The organism is Corynebacterium alimapuense (assembly GCF_003716585.1).
Taxonomy (GTDB): Bacteria; Actinomycetota; Actinomycetes; order Mycobacteriales; family Mycobacteriaceae; genus Corynebacterium; species Corynebacterium alimapuense.
Map to the genome: position 1 here is coordinate 1 of NZ_PTJO01000007.1, position 20,566 is coordinate 20,566.

Annotated in this window: 13 protein-coding genes and 2 pseudogenes; 8 read left to right on the forward strand and 7 right to left on the reverse strand. The window is 53.8% G+C overall.

Going from position 1 to position 20,566, the window contains the following annotated elements; translation table 11 throughout:
- Positions 1–7: 7 nt before the first annotated feature.
- A complete protein-coding gene (mobF, locus tag C5L39_RS10465; RefSeq protein WP_165858042.1) occupies positions 8–4,012 on the reverse strand; it encodes a MobF family relaxase in 4,005 nt (1,334 codons plus the stop codon).
- Between the two features lie 464 nt (positions 4,013–4,476).
- Between mobF and C5L39_RS10765 the strand changes: the two genes are divergently transcribed.
- The 4 genes and pseudogenes from C5L39_RS10765 to C5L39_RS10910 form a co-directional block, all read left to right on the forward strand.
- Positions 4,477–4,653, forward strand: a complete 177-nt coding sequence (locus C5L39_RS10765; protein ID WP_165858043.1) for a hypothetical protein — start codon at positions 4,477–4,479, stop codon at positions 4,651–4,653.
- A gap of 503 nt (positions 4,654–5,156) precedes the next feature.
- Positions 5,157–6,089, forward strand: a complete 933-nt coding sequence (locus C5L39_RS10475) for a hypothetical protein (RefSeq protein ID WP_126268760.1) — start codon at positions 5,157–5,159, stop codon at positions 6,087–6,089.
- Positions 6,082–6,537 (forward strand): hypothetical protein, encoded by a 456-nt coding sequence (locus C5L39_RS10480; protein WP_123048863.1) that lies wholly within the window; start codon positions 6,082–6,084, stop codon positions 6,535–6,537. Before C5L39_RS10475 ends, C5L39_RS10480 begins: the two co-directional genes overlap by 8 nt.
- Before the next feature lie 83 nt (positions 6,538–6,620).
- A pseudogene (locus C5L39_RS10910) lies at positions 6,621–6,888 on the forward strand (transposase domain-containing protein); the annotation flags it as partial.
- Between the two features lie 169 nt (positions 6,889–7,057).
- On the opposite strand, the gene C5L39_RS10485 reads toward C5L39_RS10910, so the two are convergent.
- Positions 7,058–8,626, reverse strand: a complete 1,569-nt coding sequence (locus C5L39_RS10485; protein WP_245974977.1) for a replication initiation protein — start codon at positions 8,624–8,626, stop codon at positions 7,058–7,060.
- Positions 8,627–9,017: 391 nt separating this feature from the next.
- Between C5L39_RS10485 and C5L39_RS10970 the strand changes: the two are divergent.
- A pseudogene (locus tag C5L39_RS10970) lies at positions 9,018–9,254 on the forward strand (ribbon-helix-helix protein, CopG family); the annotation flags it as partial.
- Between the two features lie 71 nt (positions 9,255–9,325).
- On the opposite strand, the gene C5L39_RS10930 reads toward C5L39_RS10970, so the two are convergent.
- The 3 genes from C5L39_RS10930 to C5L39_RS10505 all read right to left on the reverse strand — a co-directional run bounded on the left by C5L39_RS10930 (position 9,326) and on the right by C5L39_RS10505 (position 15,448).
- Positions 9,326–9,553, reverse strand: a complete 228-nt coding sequence (locus C5L39_RS10930) for a ribbon-helix-helix domain-containing protein (protein WP_123048865.1) — start codon at positions 9,551–9,553, stop codon at positions 9,326–9,328.
- On the reverse strand, positions 9,553–10,152 hold the full coding sequence (locus C5L39_RS10500; RefSeq protein WP_123048866.1) for a ParA family protein: 600 nt from the start codon (positions 10,150–10,152) through the stop codon (positions 9,553–9,555). Before C5L39_RS10500 ends, C5L39_RS10930 begins: the two co-directional genes overlap by 1 nt.
- Before the next feature lie 319 nt (positions 10,153–10,471).
- The gene (locus tag C5L39_RS10505) at positions 10,472–15,448 is read right to left on the reverse strand and encodes a DEAD/DEAH box helicase (protein ID WP_123048867.1); all 4,977 of its coding nucleotides are present in this window, start codon (positions 15,446–15,448) and stop codon (positions 10,472–10,474) included.
- Positions 15,449–15,730: 282 nt separating this feature from the next.
- Here C5L39_RS10505 and C5L39_RS10510 point away from each other — a divergent pair, with 282 nt between their 5' ends.
- Positions 15,731–17,002 carry a pentapeptide repeat-containing protein gene (locus C5L39_RS10510; protein ID WP_123048868.1) on the forward strand — a complete coding sequence of 424 codons (1,272 nt, stop codon included), beginning with the start codon at positions 15,731–15,733 and terminating at the stop codon, positions 17,000–17,002.
- Positions 17,003–17,253: 251 nt separating this feature from the next.
- Positions 17,254–17,871 (forward strand): recombinase family protein, encoded by a 618-nt coding sequence (locus C5L39_RS10515; protein ID WP_123048869.1) that lies wholly within the window; start codon positions 17,254–17,256, stop codon positions 17,869–17,871.
- A 402-nt stretch (positions 17,872–18,273) separates the two neighbouring features.
- On the opposite strand, the gene C5L39_RS10520 is transcribed toward C5L39_RS10515, so the two are convergent.
- Together C5L39_RS10520 and C5L39_RS10525 are read right to left on the reverse strand one after the other, a co-directional pair.
- A complete protein-coding gene (locus C5L39_RS10520) occupies positions 18,274–19,089 on the reverse strand; it encodes a Rib/alpha-like domain-containing protein (protein WP_126268761.1) in 816 nt (271 codons plus the stop codon).
- A gap of 170 nt (positions 19,090–19,259) precedes the next feature.
- Complete coding sequence (locus tag C5L39_RS10525) at positions 19,260–19,496, reverse strand: helix-turn-helix domain-containing protein (RefSeq protein WP_123048871.1); 237 nt, start codon at positions 19,494–19,496, stop codon at positions 19,260–19,262.
- Between the two features lie 316 nt (positions 19,497–19,812).
- On the opposite strand from C5L39_RS10525, the gene C5L39_RS10530 reads away from it, so the two are divergent.
- Complete coding sequence (locus C5L39_RS10530) at positions 19,813–20,184, forward strand: transposase (protein WP_123048872.1); 372 nt, start codon at positions 19,813–19,815, stop codon at positions 20,182–20,184.
- Positions 20,185–20,566: the final 382 nt, after the last annotated feature.

A 20,566-nucleotide genomic window follows, 5' to 3' on the forward strand; every position in this document is an offset into this window, starting at 1 on the left:
TCTAGAGCTATAGCTCTAGACCCTTATCAGTGTGATTGCCTACATGATGAGTTACCGGTGCCGTGGTGGACGATTCCACCACGGCATCTTCTTGTGCCGCGTATTCGCGTCGACGCTGTTGGCGACCTTCCTCGGTGAGCTCTTGAGCCTGGTGGAACGCTGCGTGCGCATCGTTATCCAACGTCGAGTCTGCAACGCTCAGGTTTTTAGCAATCTCTACGTCACTGAAATCTGCACCACTGAAATCCACTCGCTCAAACCGACCCGCCATCAGCGCACCGGAAAGAGTCACATCCCGCATAGAACAGCTGGTGAAACGACTGCGGGCGAATTGCGCATCGGTAGCATCTGCGCCACTTAGATCACATCGAGTCAGCAGGCTCAGCTTGAGCGGACCATCGCCCACACCCCACGCGGTTCGGTTGAAACTCACATCACGCATAGAGCAGTCAGTAAACGATGTTCGATGAATTTCGGCATCGTCAAAGGCAGCACCATCAAAGGTGCAGTCAATGAACTTGAGTCCGCGCAGCTCCAGGCCACGGAAGTCAACATTGCTAAAGTCCTGTTCGGTGACCTCACCCTTGTCAGGAAGTGGGTGCTCTAAGGGACGCAACTCGCGTTCGGTGGTTCGTGCCAGTTCCTCATAGGTGTTCTCAGCCCAGTCATAGAGCTCATGATCTGCCGATACGTGTCGCGGGGGCAGATGCGTCACCGCCGGCTTCTCTGCAGGGATGTGCTGGCTAAGCCGGGCTGCGATCACCGCACCCACATCACGAGAACCCGCCAACCCAGACATGGCCTCATCGATTACCTCGCGGTAATCAACCCCCTGCCGGGACAAAGTCACCACCGCGGTACTAATGCGCTCCACAGCCTGATCTTCATCAATAGCTTCCAGATCAGCCACCGGCAACTCATCAAGACGCCGACGAATATCTAGCTCCACCACGTCACGACGCCACTGAGTGGTCAACATATCTGTCGCGGTAGCCAACAACTCACCTCGACGCTGATCACTAGCTTGTTCGGTGAGCAGTTCCCGATCTAGATCAGTGGCACTGCGCTGCCCCTGATCACGCTCAACTATTGAGTTCAGGATCTCGCGATAATCCAGGGCGTGGTGCTCGCCAGACATATGCCAATGCGCATCTTCACTCTCCAGATCACTCTGGATGTCCTCGGCAACGTAGACATGGTTCTGCTTTTTGCCACGAGTTAAGGCGACATACAATCCACGACGATCAGTCTGTGGCCCCACGACCGCGCGAGCGTGATCGACGGTGACACCTTGTGCTCGGTGCACCGTTGCTGAGTAACCCAGTTGCACATGCTCTGATACGTAGCCAGCTGGTAGGAGTTGGGGGCGTTGGCGTTGTTGATCAACCACCATCAGGCCGCCATCGGCACGCACCTGGCTGATGGTAAACCGATGACCGTTGAGCACTCGGTGGCCATTGATCGTCTGGTTTTTCCGCGTCAAGATCGTGTCCCCGACACTGGCCTGCTGCCCAGTCCCCAAACTGACGTGTGGACCATTCGCATTGACTAATCCGGCGTGGATGCGGGCATCGCGGATGATCTGGTTGGCGGTATTAACATCATCACGACTCGAGGCAATCAGGATCGAGGACAACCCGGATGCTTCATCATTCAGGTGTGCGCTGGCCGCGTGGGCGATCATATCGCCACGAGTTCCGTGATGAACCCACCCACGGCGGTGGTATAAATCAAGGCCAGTTAGGTCACCGTGACGAATCGCTAACCCGGCATCAGCCTGCGCGGTATCAGCACCCATACGCATCACGTGGTTGAGTTCAACTGAGTGCTCGCGGTTGGTGATAGTGCGGAAAAGTCCACCGGTTTCTACGGCATCTAGCTGGTGGGGATCGCCCACCATACGCACGACGGCACCAGTGGCAGTGGCGATGTCGGTCAGGGCTGCCAGATCGGCGGTGGTGGCCATTCCGGCTTCATCGAGCAGCAACATATCCCCTGGGTTGATCTCGCATCCAAGGTGCTCGACACTGCGTGGGTGATCCCCAACGATGCCGCGCCAGCGGTAGGTCAGTGATGCCAGGGTCATACCTGGAGTATCAATATCGGAGCCGAGTTGCTGGGCTGCGGTCGCCGAGGGGGCTAGGGCGATAACGTCTCGATGATGGGCACGCCAGATGTCAGCGACCATGGCCATGGACGCGGTTTTACCGGTACCGGCAGGGCCAACTCCTGCGGTGATCTGCATCCCTGATTCGGTTAGATGCTGGGCAAGAAGTTGCTGCCCGGTGTTGAGTTCAAAGCCGCGTAGACGGGCATTATTGGTGATCGCCTCGCGTACCTGGGCATGGCTTACCGTCCAGGCGGTGGGTTCGTTGAGTGCGTCGAGGACGGCTGATTCTTCTGCCACGGTGGCCCGAGCGGTGAGGATTTGGGACTCCGCATCCTGGTCAATAACTCGCCCATCTTCATGCAGGAGGGCTGTTGGCAGGTTGGTGTTGACGGTGCCGCCGAGTTCAACAACAAGGTGATCCATCGCGTAGGTCAGCGCACTATCTCGGGCGTGATCAGCGTCAGCTTCGGTAGCAAAAGACCATTGGTTGAGCCGGGTTGAGAGTGAGGTATCGAGGTGTCGGATCTGGAAGTCAGCGCGTCTGCTGCGGGTATCGTTGACTGCCTGCTCGGCTAGGGTAACGACGGCTTCGTAGTAGCTATCAGCCTCGCGGTGAGGGAAAGATGCGCGGTAAGACTGCCCTTGAAGATCCTCGATAGACAGTGCTTGTCCGTTGTGTAGCTGTGCCCATTGTGCCCGGTGATCGGCTAAGGATTGGGCGGGCTTCTTCGCATCACGGGTATCTAAAATAGCTTGCTGCCACAGGGCGTATTGGACGCGATCTGAGGGGCTATGGCCATGCGTTGTGGCGTACTCGGCAGCATATTTTTCATAGACCGGGCGGGCATCCGCACGTCGATGAGAGAAGGTCTCAATGAGATGCTCATCGATCCCGGCGATCTCCCACACCGGCTGTTTGTGTGCTGGTGTGCGTCGGTCATGGAAGTCTAAACCTAGCTGTTGGCTTAAGCGTTGGACCATCATTCGTTGGTATCGCTGGCCGATACGGGCGGAGTTTTTAAACAAGACTGAGGCATCCACACTGCGCCATTTGGCGGAGTCAGCAGCCGATAGGCCACTGGTTTCTGGGTCTGCTTGGACCTTGTTTGAGATCAAACAATGGGTATGAAGATCAGGGTCACCAGCCCTCGTATCGTAGTGCTGGAAGGTCGCAGCGATCATGCCGGAGGCTTTGATCTGACGCTCGCCACGGGCACCAGTACGGGTATAAAGCAGGTTGTTTTCAATCCATTCCAGAGAGTCTTGGACGCTTTCTTGGTGGATTTTCTCGATCGTTTTCCGGGTTTCATCGTCGCCTAATGCCCATAAAATGGAGACGGATTTCGTCGGTGAAAACGTTAGATCAGCGGAGGATACGGCTTGTTTAACCTTGTTTTTTTCCTCGTTCAACCATGCCAATACTTCCCGCGATGAACTCGTTGATGTGTCTTGTGCAGCGTGAAAATAGGGCCGTGCGACCTCTAGGCCAATGAGGTTTCGTTCGGCTTGGGTGGGGCGTCGATCATGCTCAGTTCGGAAGCTTTTCTCTTCCCTTTTCACTGCTTCGAGCACGGGAACATCTTTGGCGTAGTTGGGGTAGGCGCGGCCTAGTTTGATCTCGTCCAGGCTGGCTCCGGCATAGATCATGGCCTCGGCATCGGGGTGGAAACCTTCCCCGTAGAGCGTGGCCATCTGTTCTTCTTCCACGATTCCACCAGCTGTGAGGGTGGTGTTTCCGAGTCCGTTGATGCCTTGTCCGAACCATCGGCCAGGCGGGGTTCCGGTCGCGTTGTAGTAGTCGCTTAGCCGTGTTTCTGGCTGGTTGGTGTCGTCGTGAGAGGCCACGGAGTTCAGGAGATAGGCGTAGCCGTCTCCTGCGTGGACCGCTCTGATGGACATCATGGGTGCCATTCTATGGGGGAAAATCAGGGCAGGAAAGTGTGTCCCGAGCGCGGGTCTGTGACCTGCGAAAACCGAAAGTCAGATTATCTGCAATAGGTGTGTTGGTTCTGTGGTTGTCGTTGGTCGGTTGAGGTGCTCGATGGATACGTGGCCGTGTGAAGAGGTTGACGGCGTGGGGCGGTGCGGTGATCGGGAGCATGGGTGGGTTTGATTGCTTAAGAGGTCGAGTCGTGATCACGGCGAAAAGGAAGATGGTGCCAGGAGGCTATGGTTGGTTGCGGATCAGACAGGAAATTCCCACTAGCTGCAACCAGGACCAGAACAAGGATGCCGACGAGAAAGTTCATGGCAGTAGATCACCACACCATGGGTATTGGCGAGTGTGGTTTTGATGTAGACCCCACTGACCAAGAACTTGGTCGTGTGTGGGAACCGTGGGGTGGGTTGCCGGAGTCTAAAAGGCTATGACGCTATTGCTGGATACTGAGGACGACTTCTTTATCGCAGAGGATGCTGCTGACATGGCTCGGCAACTGATCACGCTGCTGGAGGTATCACCGGATGAGGACACACTGGTATGGCTTGCCGCTACGGTGCTTGGTTGTGACGTCCTCGATGTCATCATCACCCAGACCAAATAGGGAGCACAGATATAGCAGACATCCTCAGCAGCGTACGAGCTGTTACCAACACAAAACAGAACAGAACTCTGTATCGCTTCTTGCGATCTGTCATGCCCACTATGCTCTTACGACACGCAGCACCCCACTACGTGGCCAAGTACGCAGCCCACATATTTATCCAGCGGCTTCCTCTGCCAAGACAATTGCCGAGCTGAAAGCAGAGGGCATCTGTCCCCCACCACGATGGAACACCGACGGATGAAAGACAGAGCCTTTATGACTCTCCGCCTGGACTTTGAAACAGCACCGCGTACCGGAACCCCGATGGGTTATCAGCGGTCACCCACTATTCAGCACTCTCCTCGATCACAAGCGTCCCCAGATCGATTGTGGAGTGCTCGGCACGTATAGACTGGCCATAATATGTGAATCATCTTATCGTCGCCGCAAAGGAGAGTCCCTCGATGCCTCTCCTGCTCGTACCCCTGATAATCCTGACCATATTAGTCATCGTGGTTATCGTGAGCCTTACCCTCGCAGCGAAGGGTCTAAATAAGATCCGGCGGGCCGAGCAAATCAAACGAACCCAGTCCGAACGATACGAGGAACGATACCAAGCCCACCAAGCGACGGTGACCCAGACCAACGAGCGTCTTCAGGTTTTCGGGGCGACTCAGGCCCGCGCGAGGGACGAAGTGACGTTACGCATGCAGGGCTTCCTCGAACGCCACGCAAAGCAGGTTCAGGCCAACGAGCACTTGATACTGGACGGCGTCGATGCTTGCGGCACTCGAGTGATTGGCAGGCCCAGACTCGATGCAGACATAGCAAATTGGGTGCGTGGCATCGTCACTGCTGTCACGATTGGCGGAGCTGCTCCGCGCCTTGCTAAGGAAGGTGCCATTAAATTCGGGAGAGCGAGCACCGGAAACCGGATCTCTAACCTTCATGGCGCCGCCGCGGAAAAGGCCACACTCGCCTTCTTTGGCGGCGGGAGTATCAAGTCTGGTGGTGGCGGCATGAAGCTCGGCGGTCACATGCTCACCATCGTGATGGTCAGCCCGGTGATCCTGATTGCCGGGCTGACCACGCTCGGTCAGGGGATCAAGAACAAGACGCATGCCGAGAAATTTCAAACAGAAGTTGACGTAGAGATTGCTCAGCTTAATCTCCGGGATGAGCGCATGCGCGGAGTCCAGCTCAGGGCCGCTGAGCTCGATGACATCCTGGTCCGCCTGATTAGTAAAGCGACGGATTCCCTCGACCTGCTGGAGTCCGAAGAATTCATCATGCCCGATCACGCCGAGCGACTCCAGACTGCCCTCATCCTGCAACGGGCGGTTCGCGATGTCGCGATCGCGCCTGTAGCAAATGAGGACAGTGAACTAGATGAGAGCACCGACGCTCTAATCTTCAAGTACCGAGAGCCAGTTACGGAGGCACCAAATGACTGACCCAAAGAAAGAATCAAACAACGCTTCCGTGCCGATAAACGCCCCCGAGGTGATAGATATCGTCCTTGCCAAGATCCCTTCCACTGAAGCATTCGTGTCGCTCAAAGAGATTGTCACAGTGGTGCAAAGCCTCGTCGAGTTACACGAAAAGGAAAGCACAAAGCGGGAACAACTGGTGGCCTACCGGGAGACTGAGATCGCCCGACTCCAACTGGCGGAGAACACCCTACATCACTACTTCGATCTGATCTTCGCTGAACGCCGTGAAACCAACAAGCGCCTGTTCAACGGTCTCGACGCGGCCGTGAGATCCGGTGATGTTGCGGCGATGCAGACCGTGGTTGGAGGCATCGTTCAAGTGGCACAAACCTCGCCCTTGGCCGACATCGGTAATCTCACTGGTTTGATCGAAGCGATGGACGATCCAAAAGCCGTCTTCGAACTGTAGATATGTCCTAGTTGGATAGGTCAATGGAGTGGACTGATATTTCAACTACTACCGACCTATGGTTGAACTCTCCATGCTTGGAGCCAATGGAACACCGACGGGTGAGATAACTCAACAACGTCATCGAAGACGACCGCGGGTAGTTGAAAAGGATCCTGTGCCCAAAAATCCCTTTCAAGAACAGGATTTCTGCGTGACCTGTCGTTGAAAGGGATAGAAATGATGCACTCATTCTGGAAGGGCCAAGACAGGATATTTGCCCACGGGCTCCCGAAGCCGGATGCAGTGATCGGCAGCCGAGTATTCGAGACAGACCAGGAACACCGGGTCTCAGCTATGGCCAGGGGATAAAAGACTGAGTCTTCACAGCTCTCCGTCTGGAGTTTGCAATAGCATGCATCACAAGACTTAGTCGCTAGGCCGTACACGCTAGTCCAACGAGTAGCCCCACGGGTAGAAAAGGTTCATAGAAGAGGAACACCTAAGGGGCACCGTACTATTGCTTACGGTACTTCCACCCCTAGGATCCAGGCAGCATTCCGGCTTCTCGAAGGGCGGCCAAATGTGTTGTGACCGTACGCGGCGTGCACCCAACCGCTTCCGCAATCTCACGACGAGTTGGGGTAGTTCCAGCCTCGATAAACTGTTCACCAATGAACGCTTGGATACGCGCACGAGTGGTTTGGCCTTGTATCTGCTTACGTCGATGCGTTTTACGGAGCTTATTTAGTTGGGCTTTGGTGTACTCGCTATCTGGGTCGTTCCATCGTTCGGCGGCTTTCTTCCCGCCCCGCCTGCCGAGCGTCGATAACGCTTTCCGCTCCGAGCTATTCATCCCCACAGACACCGGACGCTCCTTCGCCACCGCCTGACGAACACCCTTGCCACCAGAGACATACCCACGCACCCGACGAGCCAACGACCGTAAATCCCTCATCGGAGGCTCCTCACGACCACGCCCATCAGCCCCCACCGACTGAGCAACCTCATACGCCTGACGATAAGCATCAATAATCCGATCATCAGTCATCTTCCCACCCGAGCGATACAACACCCCAGCAGTTTTCAACGCATGCTGAAACGCCGTCACATCACGCTGCGCACGACCAGGCGACTGCCACACCACCCGAACCCCATCAACAACATCCTCATCCGACGCAGCAAACAACGCACCAAGATCAGCATCCTCCAACCCCGCCAACACCTCCTGAGCCTGCCGAGCACGCTCCGCCTTCACCCTGGCAGCCTCAGTATTAGCCCGAGCAGCGTTGATCAACTCACGACCACTAGAAAACCGCTGCGTCTTCCTACGGTCCTTAACCCCTTTATCTTCCAACGTCGCCACCGACTCTCCCTGAAGCATCCACAACCCAGCAGAAAGCAGACGCATATGAAACACCTCATGATGCTGGGCATACCAGCGATACGCCCCTAGATTATCGCCGTCATAAATCGGATTACGCGACCAACCATGCGAGAAGTTCTTATCCGCCTCAAAAAAGCCCTGCAACTCAGCATGCAACGCCTCCAACAACTTCCACGGACGCGAGACCACCTCCCCAGCCTTATAGACCGGATCGATGTACCAGAGCATCTGCGACTTACCTGAAGCTGGATTCACCCCAATCCAATTAGGCCCCAGATTAACCCGAGTGAGCTTTTCTACCTGATCACGAACATCCATACTCAACTCCGAGAGTCGGCCACCCGGTGCACCCACATGATCAACATCAATCACAATCACCGCGGCATAACTGGCATTGATGAAATGGATGTACTCAGCTAAATGCACCCGCTCACGAGGCCACACCAACGGCGTGCGATGCCCATACTCATCCCGAGTTGATGACCACGCTTTCGTGATCGATGAACGATCCTTCGCACAATGCAGGCCATCCCGACCTAAATGATCAAGCAAAATCTCCGCGTCATGATGACACCACCCACGATCATTAAGCTCTGTGACGGTATGGGTGGCCATCTGGGTGACAAACCATGCCTCAAGCTCATCCCGGTAGCCACTATCATCCCGGTAACGACGAGCATCCGACCATAACGACGGAGCATGATCGCCTGATGTGACCGGCACGTAGGCAGGCAGGGTGTCATGATGACACTCGCGCTGCAGCGGTGTTGCCTGCGTGCGTTGACTTGCTATGCTGTGGATACAGCTCACCTCTCGAATTGCTACTTCGATGTGAGGGCAAGGAGATCTTGCAGGATCGACCTTGCGCCTAGAAGACTCCGGTTACCGCCGGGGTCTTCTTCTTTTTATGTTCTACCCAGTATGCCTGCTGGAAGCAGAAAAACGGGCTTTAACGCGCAACTATGTCCCAACGGATAATCACCACCCCACAAATCCCCCTCACAACCACCCGGATATTCATGTGTAAACAATGTTTACAGCTGGTGGTTACGGTGATGTCATGGTTTCCCACAAGCAGGCCCCACACCGCTCCGGATGAGGCGTTTCGGTTCGACTCGAAGACCCCATCATCGATCGACTAGACGAGCTAGTCGAACGGACCGGGCGCAGTAGAGGGTTCTATCTCCGCCTAGCGATTGGGACAATGTTGCCGAGGCTAGAGGATGCTCATTGGAATCAGGTGGCCGCACAATTCGAAGACGACACCATCGACCAGCAATTCCGAGAAATCATGACTCTGGCCTTGGCTGGGAATAGAAATGCCGATGAGCAGGGCAAATCAGAAAAATGATACCGTTAAGACGCTAAACAGTAAAAACGTTAAGACGCTTGTATGTTGTATGTTTTAACATATAAACGTTGTCAGTTTCTGCCCTTCCCTAGCCACCCTTCAGCAAGCTCGGCCAATATAGATGAGACACTTCGCTCCTCTTCGATGGCCGCATGCTTCAGCCGCTTAGCTAGGCCAGCCGGAAGGTAGACGGTAGTACGCGTCGGGGCCTCGGTGGCTGTAGTGAAGGTTTCGGATACCTTTTGCTTCGGAGCGCTCGTACGCGTCGACTTAGCAAGTTTTCCGGACAGGTCGGCCATTAATATTCCCCCAGCAAGTTTGAAGACAGTAGCTCAGTCAATAGTTCATCATAGCCATATAAACGTTGTGGAGTTGTAGCATACATATGTCTTAACGCTTCTCGAGCTGGGACCTCACTATCAGCCACCACTATCCCCTCTTTCTCGAGCGTGGAGCGGGCAAGCTTAGGGAGCGTAGTTCGAGAATCTACCTGGGTAAGGCAGACCACTGCGGGGCGATGTGTTGTAGCTTCGACGGTCGGCCACACACGGTTAACGTCTAGTGGGGAAGCGGAGCTGGGGATCATAATGAGATCGCCGGCATTGATTGCCGCCTCGATAACCTCGTAACCGCCGGGAGGAGTATCGACGATAACCAGTCCGGAATGCTCGTTCAGCGCACGCAATAAAGCAGCAGGAGTGGCAGCGGTGACCATCAGCCAAGGAAACCCATCTCCCACATCATCGGCCGCGCGACTCCAAGCCGTCGCAGTGCCCTGAGCATCGGCATCAATCAGCACGACATCGATCCCGCGCTTCCAGGCAGCCGCGCACAGCAGCACTGCAGAGGTCGTCTTCCCTACGCCGCCCTTGGTATGAGCAATAGTCAGTACAGGCATATGAACATTGTGACATATAAACGCTCTAACTGCATAGCATACGTATGTTATGCAGTTAAGTAGCTAAACATACGTATGTCACAACGCTGTATATGCTCATCTTTAAACCCCACTTCGACAGGCCGGCCCAATCGCCACCACAAGCTAGAAGCGCAGAGATGACATCTCGAATATGCCTTAAAAAGTGCTGCAAGCAGCACCTCTAACTTGCATGGTGAGCCACTACAGCTCGCAGATAATATTTCATAGACTAAATGGGGGGAGCACCCCTACTCAGGGATCTCTCGCCGGGGCATTGTCTACGAGCGCCCCCCTAGCCTTAGTCCTTAACCTTCAGTGAGTCGACGATGCGGGTGGTCTCCACTGCCACGCGGGTGACCTTGGCAATGAGCTCCGCGATGTAGCGAGGGTTACCAACTTCATCAGCCCAATCATTCGGATCATTAATAATCCCAGAGTCTTTGTGCTTTTTGACTTGGTAGCGATCAACAATCCACGCCAACGCTGAACGAGAACCCAACGTGTAGGAATCAGCCTCCACCGGGATCCCTGAGATCGTCACCTTCGAGTTATAGACCAGCGTTGTCCGATCCTCCATCAGCTTCTTGGTCTCCGGGTCACGGACCTTCTTCCACTTGAGTTTCGTAACCCGCCAGGTCCCTCGATCTGCTGGATCAGCAGACGACTTAACCTGAATATCAACTGGCCATGGCTCGGCGTCCTCATATCCGATATGTAGGTCCATGAGCTGCCTGCCAGCTGTTGCCAATTGGAAGAAGCGATCCCGATCGGTAGGCGTCTCAATATGTGGCAGCATCTTCTTCAAATCCGTCGCATAAGCCTCTCGGTAGGCGGGATCGTGGAGCTGTCCGTAGACGAAGTAGAAGATCTCATCCTTGGAAACCTCCACCCCGAGAGCGTCACGGTAGAGATTCAAGATCTCATCAGTGATGTTGTCGACACGACGGTAACCATCGAGCATTTCCCCTGCCACACCAGGAACACTTGATAACGCCGTTTCATCAGAGAGACTCAGCATCCCTGCTGGAGCTTCTATAGGCTCCCACGTCCAACGAGAGAAAAACTGGGCATTTCCCAGAAGCTGAACGTCTGGCATACGATTTGTTCCTAAAACAGACCAGCCAGTGGGAGAGCTTGCTCCTGCAACCTCAATTCCGATGTTGTCGTGTGTGGGGGTGGGGAACATCGAAGGAAGCTGGTACCGACGCTGGTTCAGGTCTTTGTGGAAATAGACCCATTGTTTGGTAAACGGCCTGTATGTACCCACCAGCTGCGCATTGCTAGTAAATGCAATGCGATGTCCTTGAGCAAGCTTCATCTTCAGGTTTGCATCCCACGAGATCTTTGTGGTGTCCGCAAACTCAGGACGCGCTCGAAGGAACGCATTCGCATCAGCTTCTCTACCTCCGGTATGCCCAGATTCCACTGACCACGACTCAAAAGCACTCAACGCAGCACCATACGTATCTAGCAGAGTACGAATATTTGCTTCCAGCTGCTCCGGTGTCGGTGCGTAACACCAAGTATCACGAGCAGTCTTAAGCCCTGCAGAATAGTTTGTGAAAAATGTTGGCACACCAGTCTTCTTCTTATCTCCCAGCACCGGCCACGTACCGAAGTCCACAGAGCGCTGACTAAGCCAGTCACCATGACTGTTGGGCTTGATGGTCTCCCAGTCCATCGAGGTGATCTTGGATGTCGAGATGATCTCCAGCTTCTCCTTGGCTGAGAGATAGTCGCCGATATCCCGGTAATGAATCCGGCAACCAGTAGCACCCTTCTTTTTAATACCAACAAAGATCGCAATCGTTGTGCGTGCACCAGCACCAAAAACGTTGCCAGCTTCCGTCCTGCGCTGTTCTCCAGCAGTTCGAGCGTTTCCCCGGAGGTTGAAGATATACATATCGGAGTAATCCTCGACCAAGCTCAAGCGGATACCATCGGCGGTGTTGCCATCAAGCCACCCGCCGTTGGACACAAACGCGACGATCCCCTCATCAACTCGGTCGGTTGCCCACCGCAATGCCCGAAGATACGAGTCATATAGCGAGTTCTGATTCGTACCGGTGGATTTCGCGGCATAGGTTTCCTCAATCCGCCGATCCAAACTCGGGTACTTCACATTCGCATTGTCATCATTCGCGCTGGATTGGCCCACCGAATACGGCGGGTTACCCACGATGACATGGATCGGGGTGGTTTTCTGCCGCTCAATACGATCATTATTAGATACAAACACCTCCAAATCCAGCTGATCATCCTCCTCATACATCTGGAACGTATCCGATAACGCAATCCCACCAAAAGGCTCATACCCCGGCGCCACATCACCCTCACGCTGGGCTTTCTCCCCTACCAACGCATGATAAGTGGCCTCAATATTGACCGCCGCGACATAATAAGCCAGCAGCATGATCTCCGTGGCATGCAACTCCGAGGCATATTTACGGGCTAGATCAGCCGGGGACACAATCCCTGACTGCAGCAACCGCACCATAAACGTGCCCGTCCCGGTAAACGGATCCAACACATGCACACCCTCATCACTCAAGCCCCGCCCAAAATGCTCTTGGGAGAGATCATTCGCGGCATTGAGGATGAAATCAACGATCTCTACCGGGGTATACACAATGCCCAACGCTTCTGACTGCTTGCTAAAAGCCTTCTTAAAGAAACGCTCATAAAGATCCCTAATAACCTCTTGCTTACCTGCAGCAGAGCTCACCTCAGAAGCACGTGCCTGTACTGAGGCATAGAACTTCTCCAGTGATTGGGTCTCTGACTCCAGCCCCTTATCCGAGAGAGCATCGACCATGCGTTGCATGACCTGGGACACCGGGTTGTGAGAGGCGAAATTATGCTCAGCAAACAGAGCATCAAACACCGGGGCAGTGATCAGATGCTGGGAGAGCATACTGATCGCATCATCCTGAGTGATCGACTCATTGAGGTTGCCGCGCAACCCCTCGAGGAAGGTCTCAAACTCAGCAAGAAGATCCTCATCCGCAGTATCAAGGATCTCGGTGATGCGAGTGATCTGGGCGTGGGCGATGTCAGCGACATCATCAGCCCAATCCTCCCAATAAGTCCGATCGCCTACCTTGTCGACAATCCGGGTATAGATCGCCTCCTGCCACTCCTCCAGGGAGAACAAGGCAATCTGTCGGGCCTGATCATCTTGATCAGCAGTCGTGGGTGTTTCAGCCGCGTCAGAATCTAGGCCGATGTGTTCAACCTCGAGCTTGTCTTTCAACGAGCTACCCGTACTGGTCTCCCCGGTAGGAGTGTTGAGGGTTGCGGAGTTAATGATCGCGTTAAAACGATCATCATGAGCACGCAACGCGTTGAGAACTTGCCAGACCACCCGGAAGCGTTGGTTATCAGCCAATGCTTGTGCAGGTGGGGTACCGGCGGGGATGCCGACGGGCAAAATGATGTAGCCGTACTTCTTATCAGCGGTTTTACGCATCACCCGCCCAACAGACTGCACAACATCAACCACACTATTGCGAGGATTAAGGAACATCACCGCATCAAGAGCTGGAACATCAACACCTTCTGACAAACACCGAGCGTTCGTGAGCACTCGGCAGTGATCATCAGCGATAGGTGCTTTCAGCCATTGCAGGCTGCGCCCTCTGGTTAAAGCGTTCATCGTGCCATCAACATGTTTGGCCTCGACCTGAAGATCCAAGTTAAGAGTATTGATGTGATCGTTGGTTGCGGCCTTGTCCCGCAGACCATAGGTATAACTCTCTGTCACCAGCGGCAGGTTCTCTGCCACCCTGGTGGAGGTCTTAATATCTCGGGCGAAAGCAACCGCGCGTTGCATGGGATGTGCGGTGGAGGAAAACCCGGCAGTGGAGTCTTGAGCACTGCCAGAGCGTTTGGCTAGACCATTCCAACACCCAATCAACCGGGTCACATCATCAAGTGGGAGCTCGTGATTGGAATCGGTAGCAAGCTTGTTGCTGGTTTCTGCAGCTACTTCTTGATCAACGGTTAGCACGAGAACTTTGTAGTCTGTGAGCAGGCCTTTTTCTACTGCTTCGCCAAAGCCCAAACGGTGAAACTCCGGGCCAAAGCAATGCTCATCGTCCATGGAGCTGATCTCTGCGAAATGATCCTCGGCTTTGTCTTTGATCTTCTCATCGAAAAGCCGCGGGGTGGCTGTCATATACAACCGCTTATCGGCGCGGATGTAGTCATTGTCATGAATCTTGACAAAGTTCGAAGCATCTTCCCCAGCCAAAGTGATACCGGTAGTGCGGTGTGCTTCATCGCAGATCACCAAGTCAAAAGGCTCCGCACCTGCTTGCTGAGCGTTATGGATCGCGGGCAAAGATTGGTAGGTGGTAAACACCACGGTCAGGCCTGCGGCGCGTTTGCGTTTGCCTAGATACTCAGCCAAAAGCTCACCGTTGGTCGTGACGGGGATTTCTAGCTCGTAGGCGGCGATGTCTTCGGCATCGCGGGAGACTTTGTTATCTGAGCACACCGCGTAGCAACGCAGATCCAGTTCACTATTAGCCGTCCATTCCCGCAACGACTGTGACAGCAAGCTAATCGAGGGCACGCAGAACAGCACACGTGCTTTTCCACCACGGTTGTGGGCGAAGGTTTCGGCAAGCTTCAACGCGGTGAAGGTTTTACCCGTGCCACAGGCCATGATGAGTTTGCCGCGATCATGGGTACTAAACCCAGCGAGGGTGTTCTCAATAGCTAGTTGCTGGTGTGGGCGGGGTTGGAAGGCTGTCTTTTCCGTCAGTTCGAAGACGGGGCCGTCGTTGCCGGCTGGGTAGGCGATATCCCAGTCGATGGGTGCCTCGGCGATTTCAGCTAGGCCGAAGCGTTGGACGGGGATGGTTTGATCCGCGATCGCTGCTTCAGCGTTTTTACCCCACCGATCAGTCGTGGAGATGATGATCCGATTGCTGAAGCTATGAGTACCAGTATCAGTGGTGAACGTTCGGCCGGAGGCGGTGAAAAACGAATCAAGATCGCTTTTAGCCAGAGTGGAGGTTTGTTCATAGAACTTGCATTGGATGGCTGTCCACGAGTCGTCTTCGATGCGGTGTGCGACTAGGTCGATGCCGGTATCTGCGGTGTTGGCGTTGTGGTCCCAGTCAGTCCAGCGGGTGACGTAGTCGTATTCCTGGCTCAGGGTGGGGTGGAGTTGGAAGTAGCGGACCATGAGCTTTTCGAACGCTGTTCCGCGATGGGAATTGGTGGGCAGTTCCCGCAGAGCGGTGTAGACATCTTCAACCGTAGACATACACACAGTATGACACCGGCCAGCAGGCACAATAGCCCCTAGTGGCTAAAAGACCCTCAAGTCAGGGAGTGCGGAGGTTGAGGTATTCGTGATTGGTATAGCTGATCATGATGCCTCTACCAGTGACAGCGGTGTGGTGATAGGTAGTTCTTGAGGAAGTAGAGCGTGGCGGTAGGTGCTAGGTCGTATGCTCTATATCGAAGTTGGTATGTACTTTTATGATGAACAGCAGCGTGACCAGGCAGATCGTTGTCGGCTATTAGCAGTGAAGGACACGCACCTATGAGCAAGGCAGCAAATAATGAAAATACTGAGAAAACATGGCCACTATGGCAAATTTCCGCCATAATTATGGCAATTGCAGCAATAGTAATCTTCGTGCTCGTTTGTTATTTTTCCAAAAATACTGATGCAATAGAACTTGCACAGCCTGCAGCTACCATTGTTACTGGTGCAGCTATTGTTTTAGCAGCTTGGATAGCTTTCACTACCGGTAATAGGAATCGGAAGCAAGAAGCTGAGATTGCAGAGACAACGCGGAAGCAAGAAGCTGAGATTGCAGAGACAACGCGGAAGCAAGAAGCTGAGAGAGATTTGCGGGACCGGTTTTTTAAAATCACCGAGACCCTCTCAGAAAGTGACAACTACGTTAAGCGCGAAGCGGGCGTTTATGCTCTAGCTGCTTTAGCTGATGACTGGGAAGTGTTCCATGACGCTAATCCCGATGCTGCGAAGCGAGAACAGCAGACGTGCCTCAACGTCATTGGAAACCAGCTCCGAGATCCACTCAAAGTACCTGATCCAGCTGACAAAACTGATACCCAGAGCCAGGAGGATCTTCTTCTTCTAACGTTTAAGCACCGCGTTCAGGAAATTATCATGGAACGCTTTAAACCTTCTGTCGATAAGAAAACTGGACGATGGTCTAGTCTTGACCTGGATCTATCCAATTGCCATCTTCACGAGATAGATGCCGTTAAAGCTGTATTTCGAGGCAATGCTAAATGTGACGGCGCGACGTTCGGCAACGACGCCACGTTCGACGGCGCGACGTTCGGCAACGACGCCACGTTCGACGGCGCGACGTTCGGCAACAACACCACGTTCGACGGCGCGACGTTCGGCAACAACACCACGTTCAACAACGCGAAGTTCGACAACGACACCTCGTTCGACGGCGCGAAGTTCGGCAACAACACCGGGTTCTTCAACGCGACGTTCGGCAACAACACCGGGTTCGACAACGCGAAGTTGGGCGACAACACCACGTTCATCGGCGCGACGTTCGGCAACAACACCGGGTTCTTCGACGCGACGTTGGGCGACAACACCACGTTCATCCGCGCGACGTTCGGCAACAACACCTCGTTCGACGACGCGACATTCGGCAAAAACATCTTTTTCATCGGCGCGACGCGCTACGGTGACATTTTCTTCGAAAATGCGGAAAAAATTGAACGTTCTCTATCCCAAAAACAGCCAATCAGTTTCATCAATCAAATAAAGCTAATTCCCCGACCCAAGGACGCTACCGAACAAAGCAGCAAAGACTGATCTGTTTGTTGCAGTCGTGACAAGAGGTTTTGGCACAGCTCGTACTGTTCAAAGCACTGAACCTAGCTGGTAACGGATCTGTTAGAGCAGCCCAAAATCGAGCACACACCAGCACCGGTCACAGTATTGATCGTGATAGACGTTTACATAACATAGGCTAAGTGACGGATTAAGTGACACTATTGACGCCAACAAAGGCGTGGCCGTGGGGTGTCACGTAAACGATCGTATAAGTGACAAGGAGCAGCACGATGGCACTCATTGGCTACCTGCGGGTCTCGAAAACAGACGGATCGCAATCAACCGACCTGCAATACGATGCCTTGATCAAAGCTGGAGTGGACCCTGAACATCTCTATGAGGATCACGCATCAGGCAAGAAAGCAGATCGACCACAGTTAGACGCCTGCCTCAAAGCACTGCGTCCAGGAGACACCCTGCTGGTGTGGAAGATCGACCGACTGGGCAGGAACCTTCACCACCTGGTCAATATCGTCCATGATCTCACCGCCCGCGATGTGGGGCTGAAGGTGCTTACAGGTCAAGGCGCTGCGGTGGATACCACGTCAGCTCAAGGCAAGCTCGTCTTCGGGATCTTCGCGGCGCTGGCGGAGTTTGAACGTGAACTCATCTCAGAGCGCACTAAGGCCGGCTTAGAATCAGCGCGTGCTCGAGGGCGTACCGGAGGCCGCCCGTTCAAGATGACCCCGGCGAAAGTGCGCCTAGCGATGGCCTCGATGGGCAATCCAGAGACTAACGTCGCTGCACTCTGCAAAGAGCTAGGGATTACGCGGCAAACGCTCTACCGACATGTTTCACCTACCGGTGAGCTACGGGATGATGGGCGAAAACTTCTTTCCAACCATTAGCCACCAACGACAACGCGCAACAGATAGCAGCAGCTTATCGACATTCACCTTGCACAGCGAGAGTAGCTGCACACCTTGCGCTGGCACTTTATCCTGGTAAATCGGCATCACCTTGGTGGCTTGTGCACGGTCAAACTTGCAGCCATCCAGCAAGCGTTAGCCACATAAGCAACCGGATAAGGTCATACCCTTGTTGTTGCCGTGAATGCAGTATCACCATCCGACTTACTAAGTACAAACTCAGATTCCGGAATCCTAGTTTGGCACGGAGCTTTAGTGAAGCCCTAACCTGGTCGAATAGTGATTCTGCGTCTTTAATCAGTCACATGCGCAATCGTTGAGCCTGCCGCCTATGCGCTGGCCTAGGAACAGCGCTGTGACGGAGCAATTATCAAATGCGTTCTAAGACGATCCGCCAAAGGACGATCCACCGAGAGAAGAACCGCTATCAGATTCCGTGTCCGGTTCGGGTTCTGGAATCGGTTCGGGTTCGGATCCCGAATTTATGACGACGTCGACGATGGTGTCGGATCCATCAGCGAAGCTCATGGATACGGGAAGAGTAATTTTTAGCCCTGCCTTATCCGGAGCGGTGACAGAGATTTCTCCCGTTGCTGGATTGATGGAAAAGTTCCATCCCTGCTCTCGATATGCGTCCAGCTGGCTGGAGAGGAGGAAGCTGTACTGCTCGGGGGGATTGTCACTATTAGCTGGGGAGATCACCTTAGTGGAGCTCGGATCAATCCACGTATCGGCGTACTTGACAGTCGTCAAGGTTGCCATAGTGGAAATCACGGTAACAGTGGCAGTAACCACTTCTTGTGAGGCATCAGGGTAGGAAACCAAGATGTCGAAGTCAGCGGTATATCCCTTATTCCCATATCCCTTAAGCTCGCTTGCTGTTTGACCAACCCATAGTCCTACAACGCTAGAATAGGCCAATAGAGGGCCTTCTTCTCGATAAAGGGGATTAGCGGAATTCCATGGCCAATTGGGCTTATATAGTTCAAAAACAGTTTCGCGAGGGAGACCTGCTTCCGGATAGATAAAGAAGCTCTCGTCTGTTCGTTCCGTCACTGGCTCGTACACCGGTTGATACTGCTCAGCCATGGTCTGCGTAGTAGTTTCCTGCGCCATGACAACAGGTGCCTGAGCAATCACCACACCGGTAGATATGGCTGTTGCGACGAGCATTGATATCGCTCGGTTTCGTTTCACTGAATTATTCCTTCATTAGGAAATGAGAATGAACGGAGAAATGATAACCGAAACTGAGAGTAAATGTAGATCAAACTCAGAATAGAAGCATGAGCTACCCATAAATGGGGTAGAGCTTAAACCTTTAGCGACCTATAGTTTCTGGAGAAACTAACTAGCCCGGAAATAGATCATTCAGACCTCAGGGACATGCCCGCCAGTAAGCTCCCGGCATCCATCTTCAGAACGGTTGCCAGGGTAACGATGTTGAGCAAGGCGATATTGCGCTCGCCACGCTCCACCGAACCGATATAAGTCCGATGCAATCCAGACTCATGTGCCAGCGCCTCCTGAGACAGTCCTACTGCCAGTCGAGCCGTGCGGAGTCGGTGGCCAAACAGCTGCAATATTTTCTTATCATCATTCACCTTCCCAACGTCGCCGGTTGATGACTATAGGTCTACAGACTATGAGTATCATTTGGTTGATTAGCCCTCACACAATGCAGACACCATCAAGGGCACTCATGTCCAGAACACACCACACGGGAAGGCCAAGACGTCCCAGTCACCACAGCCCATTACGAATCTGACGATCACCCACACCACGTGCCGTGATGATCCCCATGCCCCTTGCGATCAGGGCTGCACTAAATAGCTAGGCATGTACGAAGATGAACGATTACTGCTGGTAGAAAGCTATTGCTGACAGCCATGACCCCATTGAAGAAAGACCCTCAGAACCATGACGAAACTAAGAAAATACACCCCTGAATACCGCAGAGAAGCCGCCCAACGGGTCATCACCTCCGGACAAACATCCGCAGCAGTCGAACGAGAGCTAGGGATCTCCCCAGGACTACTAAGCCGTTGGGTCAAAGCCGAACGCCAACGCCCTGATCGCCCTCTCCCCGCAAAGAAACCTGCACAGAAACCCACTGCCAAAGAGCTACCGACAACAACACCCCTGCCCTCAGCTGTGGATGCGGTGGCGGCTTTGAACGCGCATGAACGCGCTGAACTAGCCTCGTTGCGCCAAGAAAATGACCGGCTCAAGACAGACAACGATTTTTTAGAAAAAGCAGCGACCTTTTTCGCAGCCAAACACCATCACTAGCCCCACTCCCCAGTGGCCGGACAGAAGAGTCACCACGGCCATATCCCACCTGCCCCGAGCACTGATAATCTCCAGTTTTCGGGGCTGCAGGCAGGAGCTCTAGGGGGAAACAACCATCACTAATGTGCGTCTCTGGTTAGTGATAAGTGATGCTCAAAGCCCAAGAGGGGCTCCCGCGAACATTCCTTGCCGACCACAGGTTTCCCCAGTAACTACGTCCCTACATGCTGATGTCGCCGGCGACTCTGATCACCCTGAAACACTTCACGAGAAGCTTCATCTCGCCCGCTCAGCTCACCACGAATACGTGCTGGATCATCCACCGTCTGACCACTGGAACAAGCGTTCCTCCGGTTCAGCAGGAACAGAGTTCGTCAGAGTC

What these genes read in the sequence shown, in the direction of transcription:
- mobF (WP_165858042.1), bottom strand. Translation starts at nt 4,012, where the DNA reads ATGATGTCCATCAGAGCGGTCCACGCAGGAGACGGCTACGCCTATCTC.
- C5L39_RS10765 (WP_165858043.1), top strand. Translation starts at nt 4,477, where the DNA reads ATGACGCTATTGCTGGATACTGAGGACGACTTCTTTATCGCAGAGGAT.
- C5L39_RS10480 (WP_123048863.1), top strand. Translation starts at nt 6,082, where the DNA reads ATGACTGACCCAAAGAAAGAATCAAACAACGCTTCCGTGCCGATAAAC.
- C5L39_RS10930 (WP_123048865.1), bottom strand. Translation starts at nt 9,553, where the DNA reads ATGGCCGACCTGTCCGGAAAACTTGCTAAGTCGACGCGTACGAGCGCT.
- C5L39_RS10500 (WP_123048866.1), bottom strand. Translation starts at nt 10,152, where the DNA reads ATGCCTGTACTGACTATTGCTCATACCAAGGGCGGCGTAGGGAAGACG.
- C5L39_RS10505 (WP_123048867.1), bottom strand. Translation starts at nt 15,448, where the DNA reads ATGTCTACGGTTGAAGATGTCTACACCGCTCTGCGGGAACTGCCCACC.
- C5L39_RS10510 (WP_123048868.1), top strand. Translation starts at nt 15,731, where the DNA reads ATGAGCAAGGCAGCAAATAATGAAAATACTGAGAAAACATGGCCACTA.
- C5L39_RS10515 (WP_123048869.1), top strand. Translation starts at nt 17,254, where the DNA reads ATGGCACTCATTGGCTACCTGCGGGTCTCGAAAACAGACGGATCGCAA.
- C5L39_RS10530 (WP_123048872.1), top strand. Translation starts at nt 19,813, where the DNA reads ATGACGAAACTAAGAAAATACACCCCTGAATACCGCAGAGAAGCCGCC.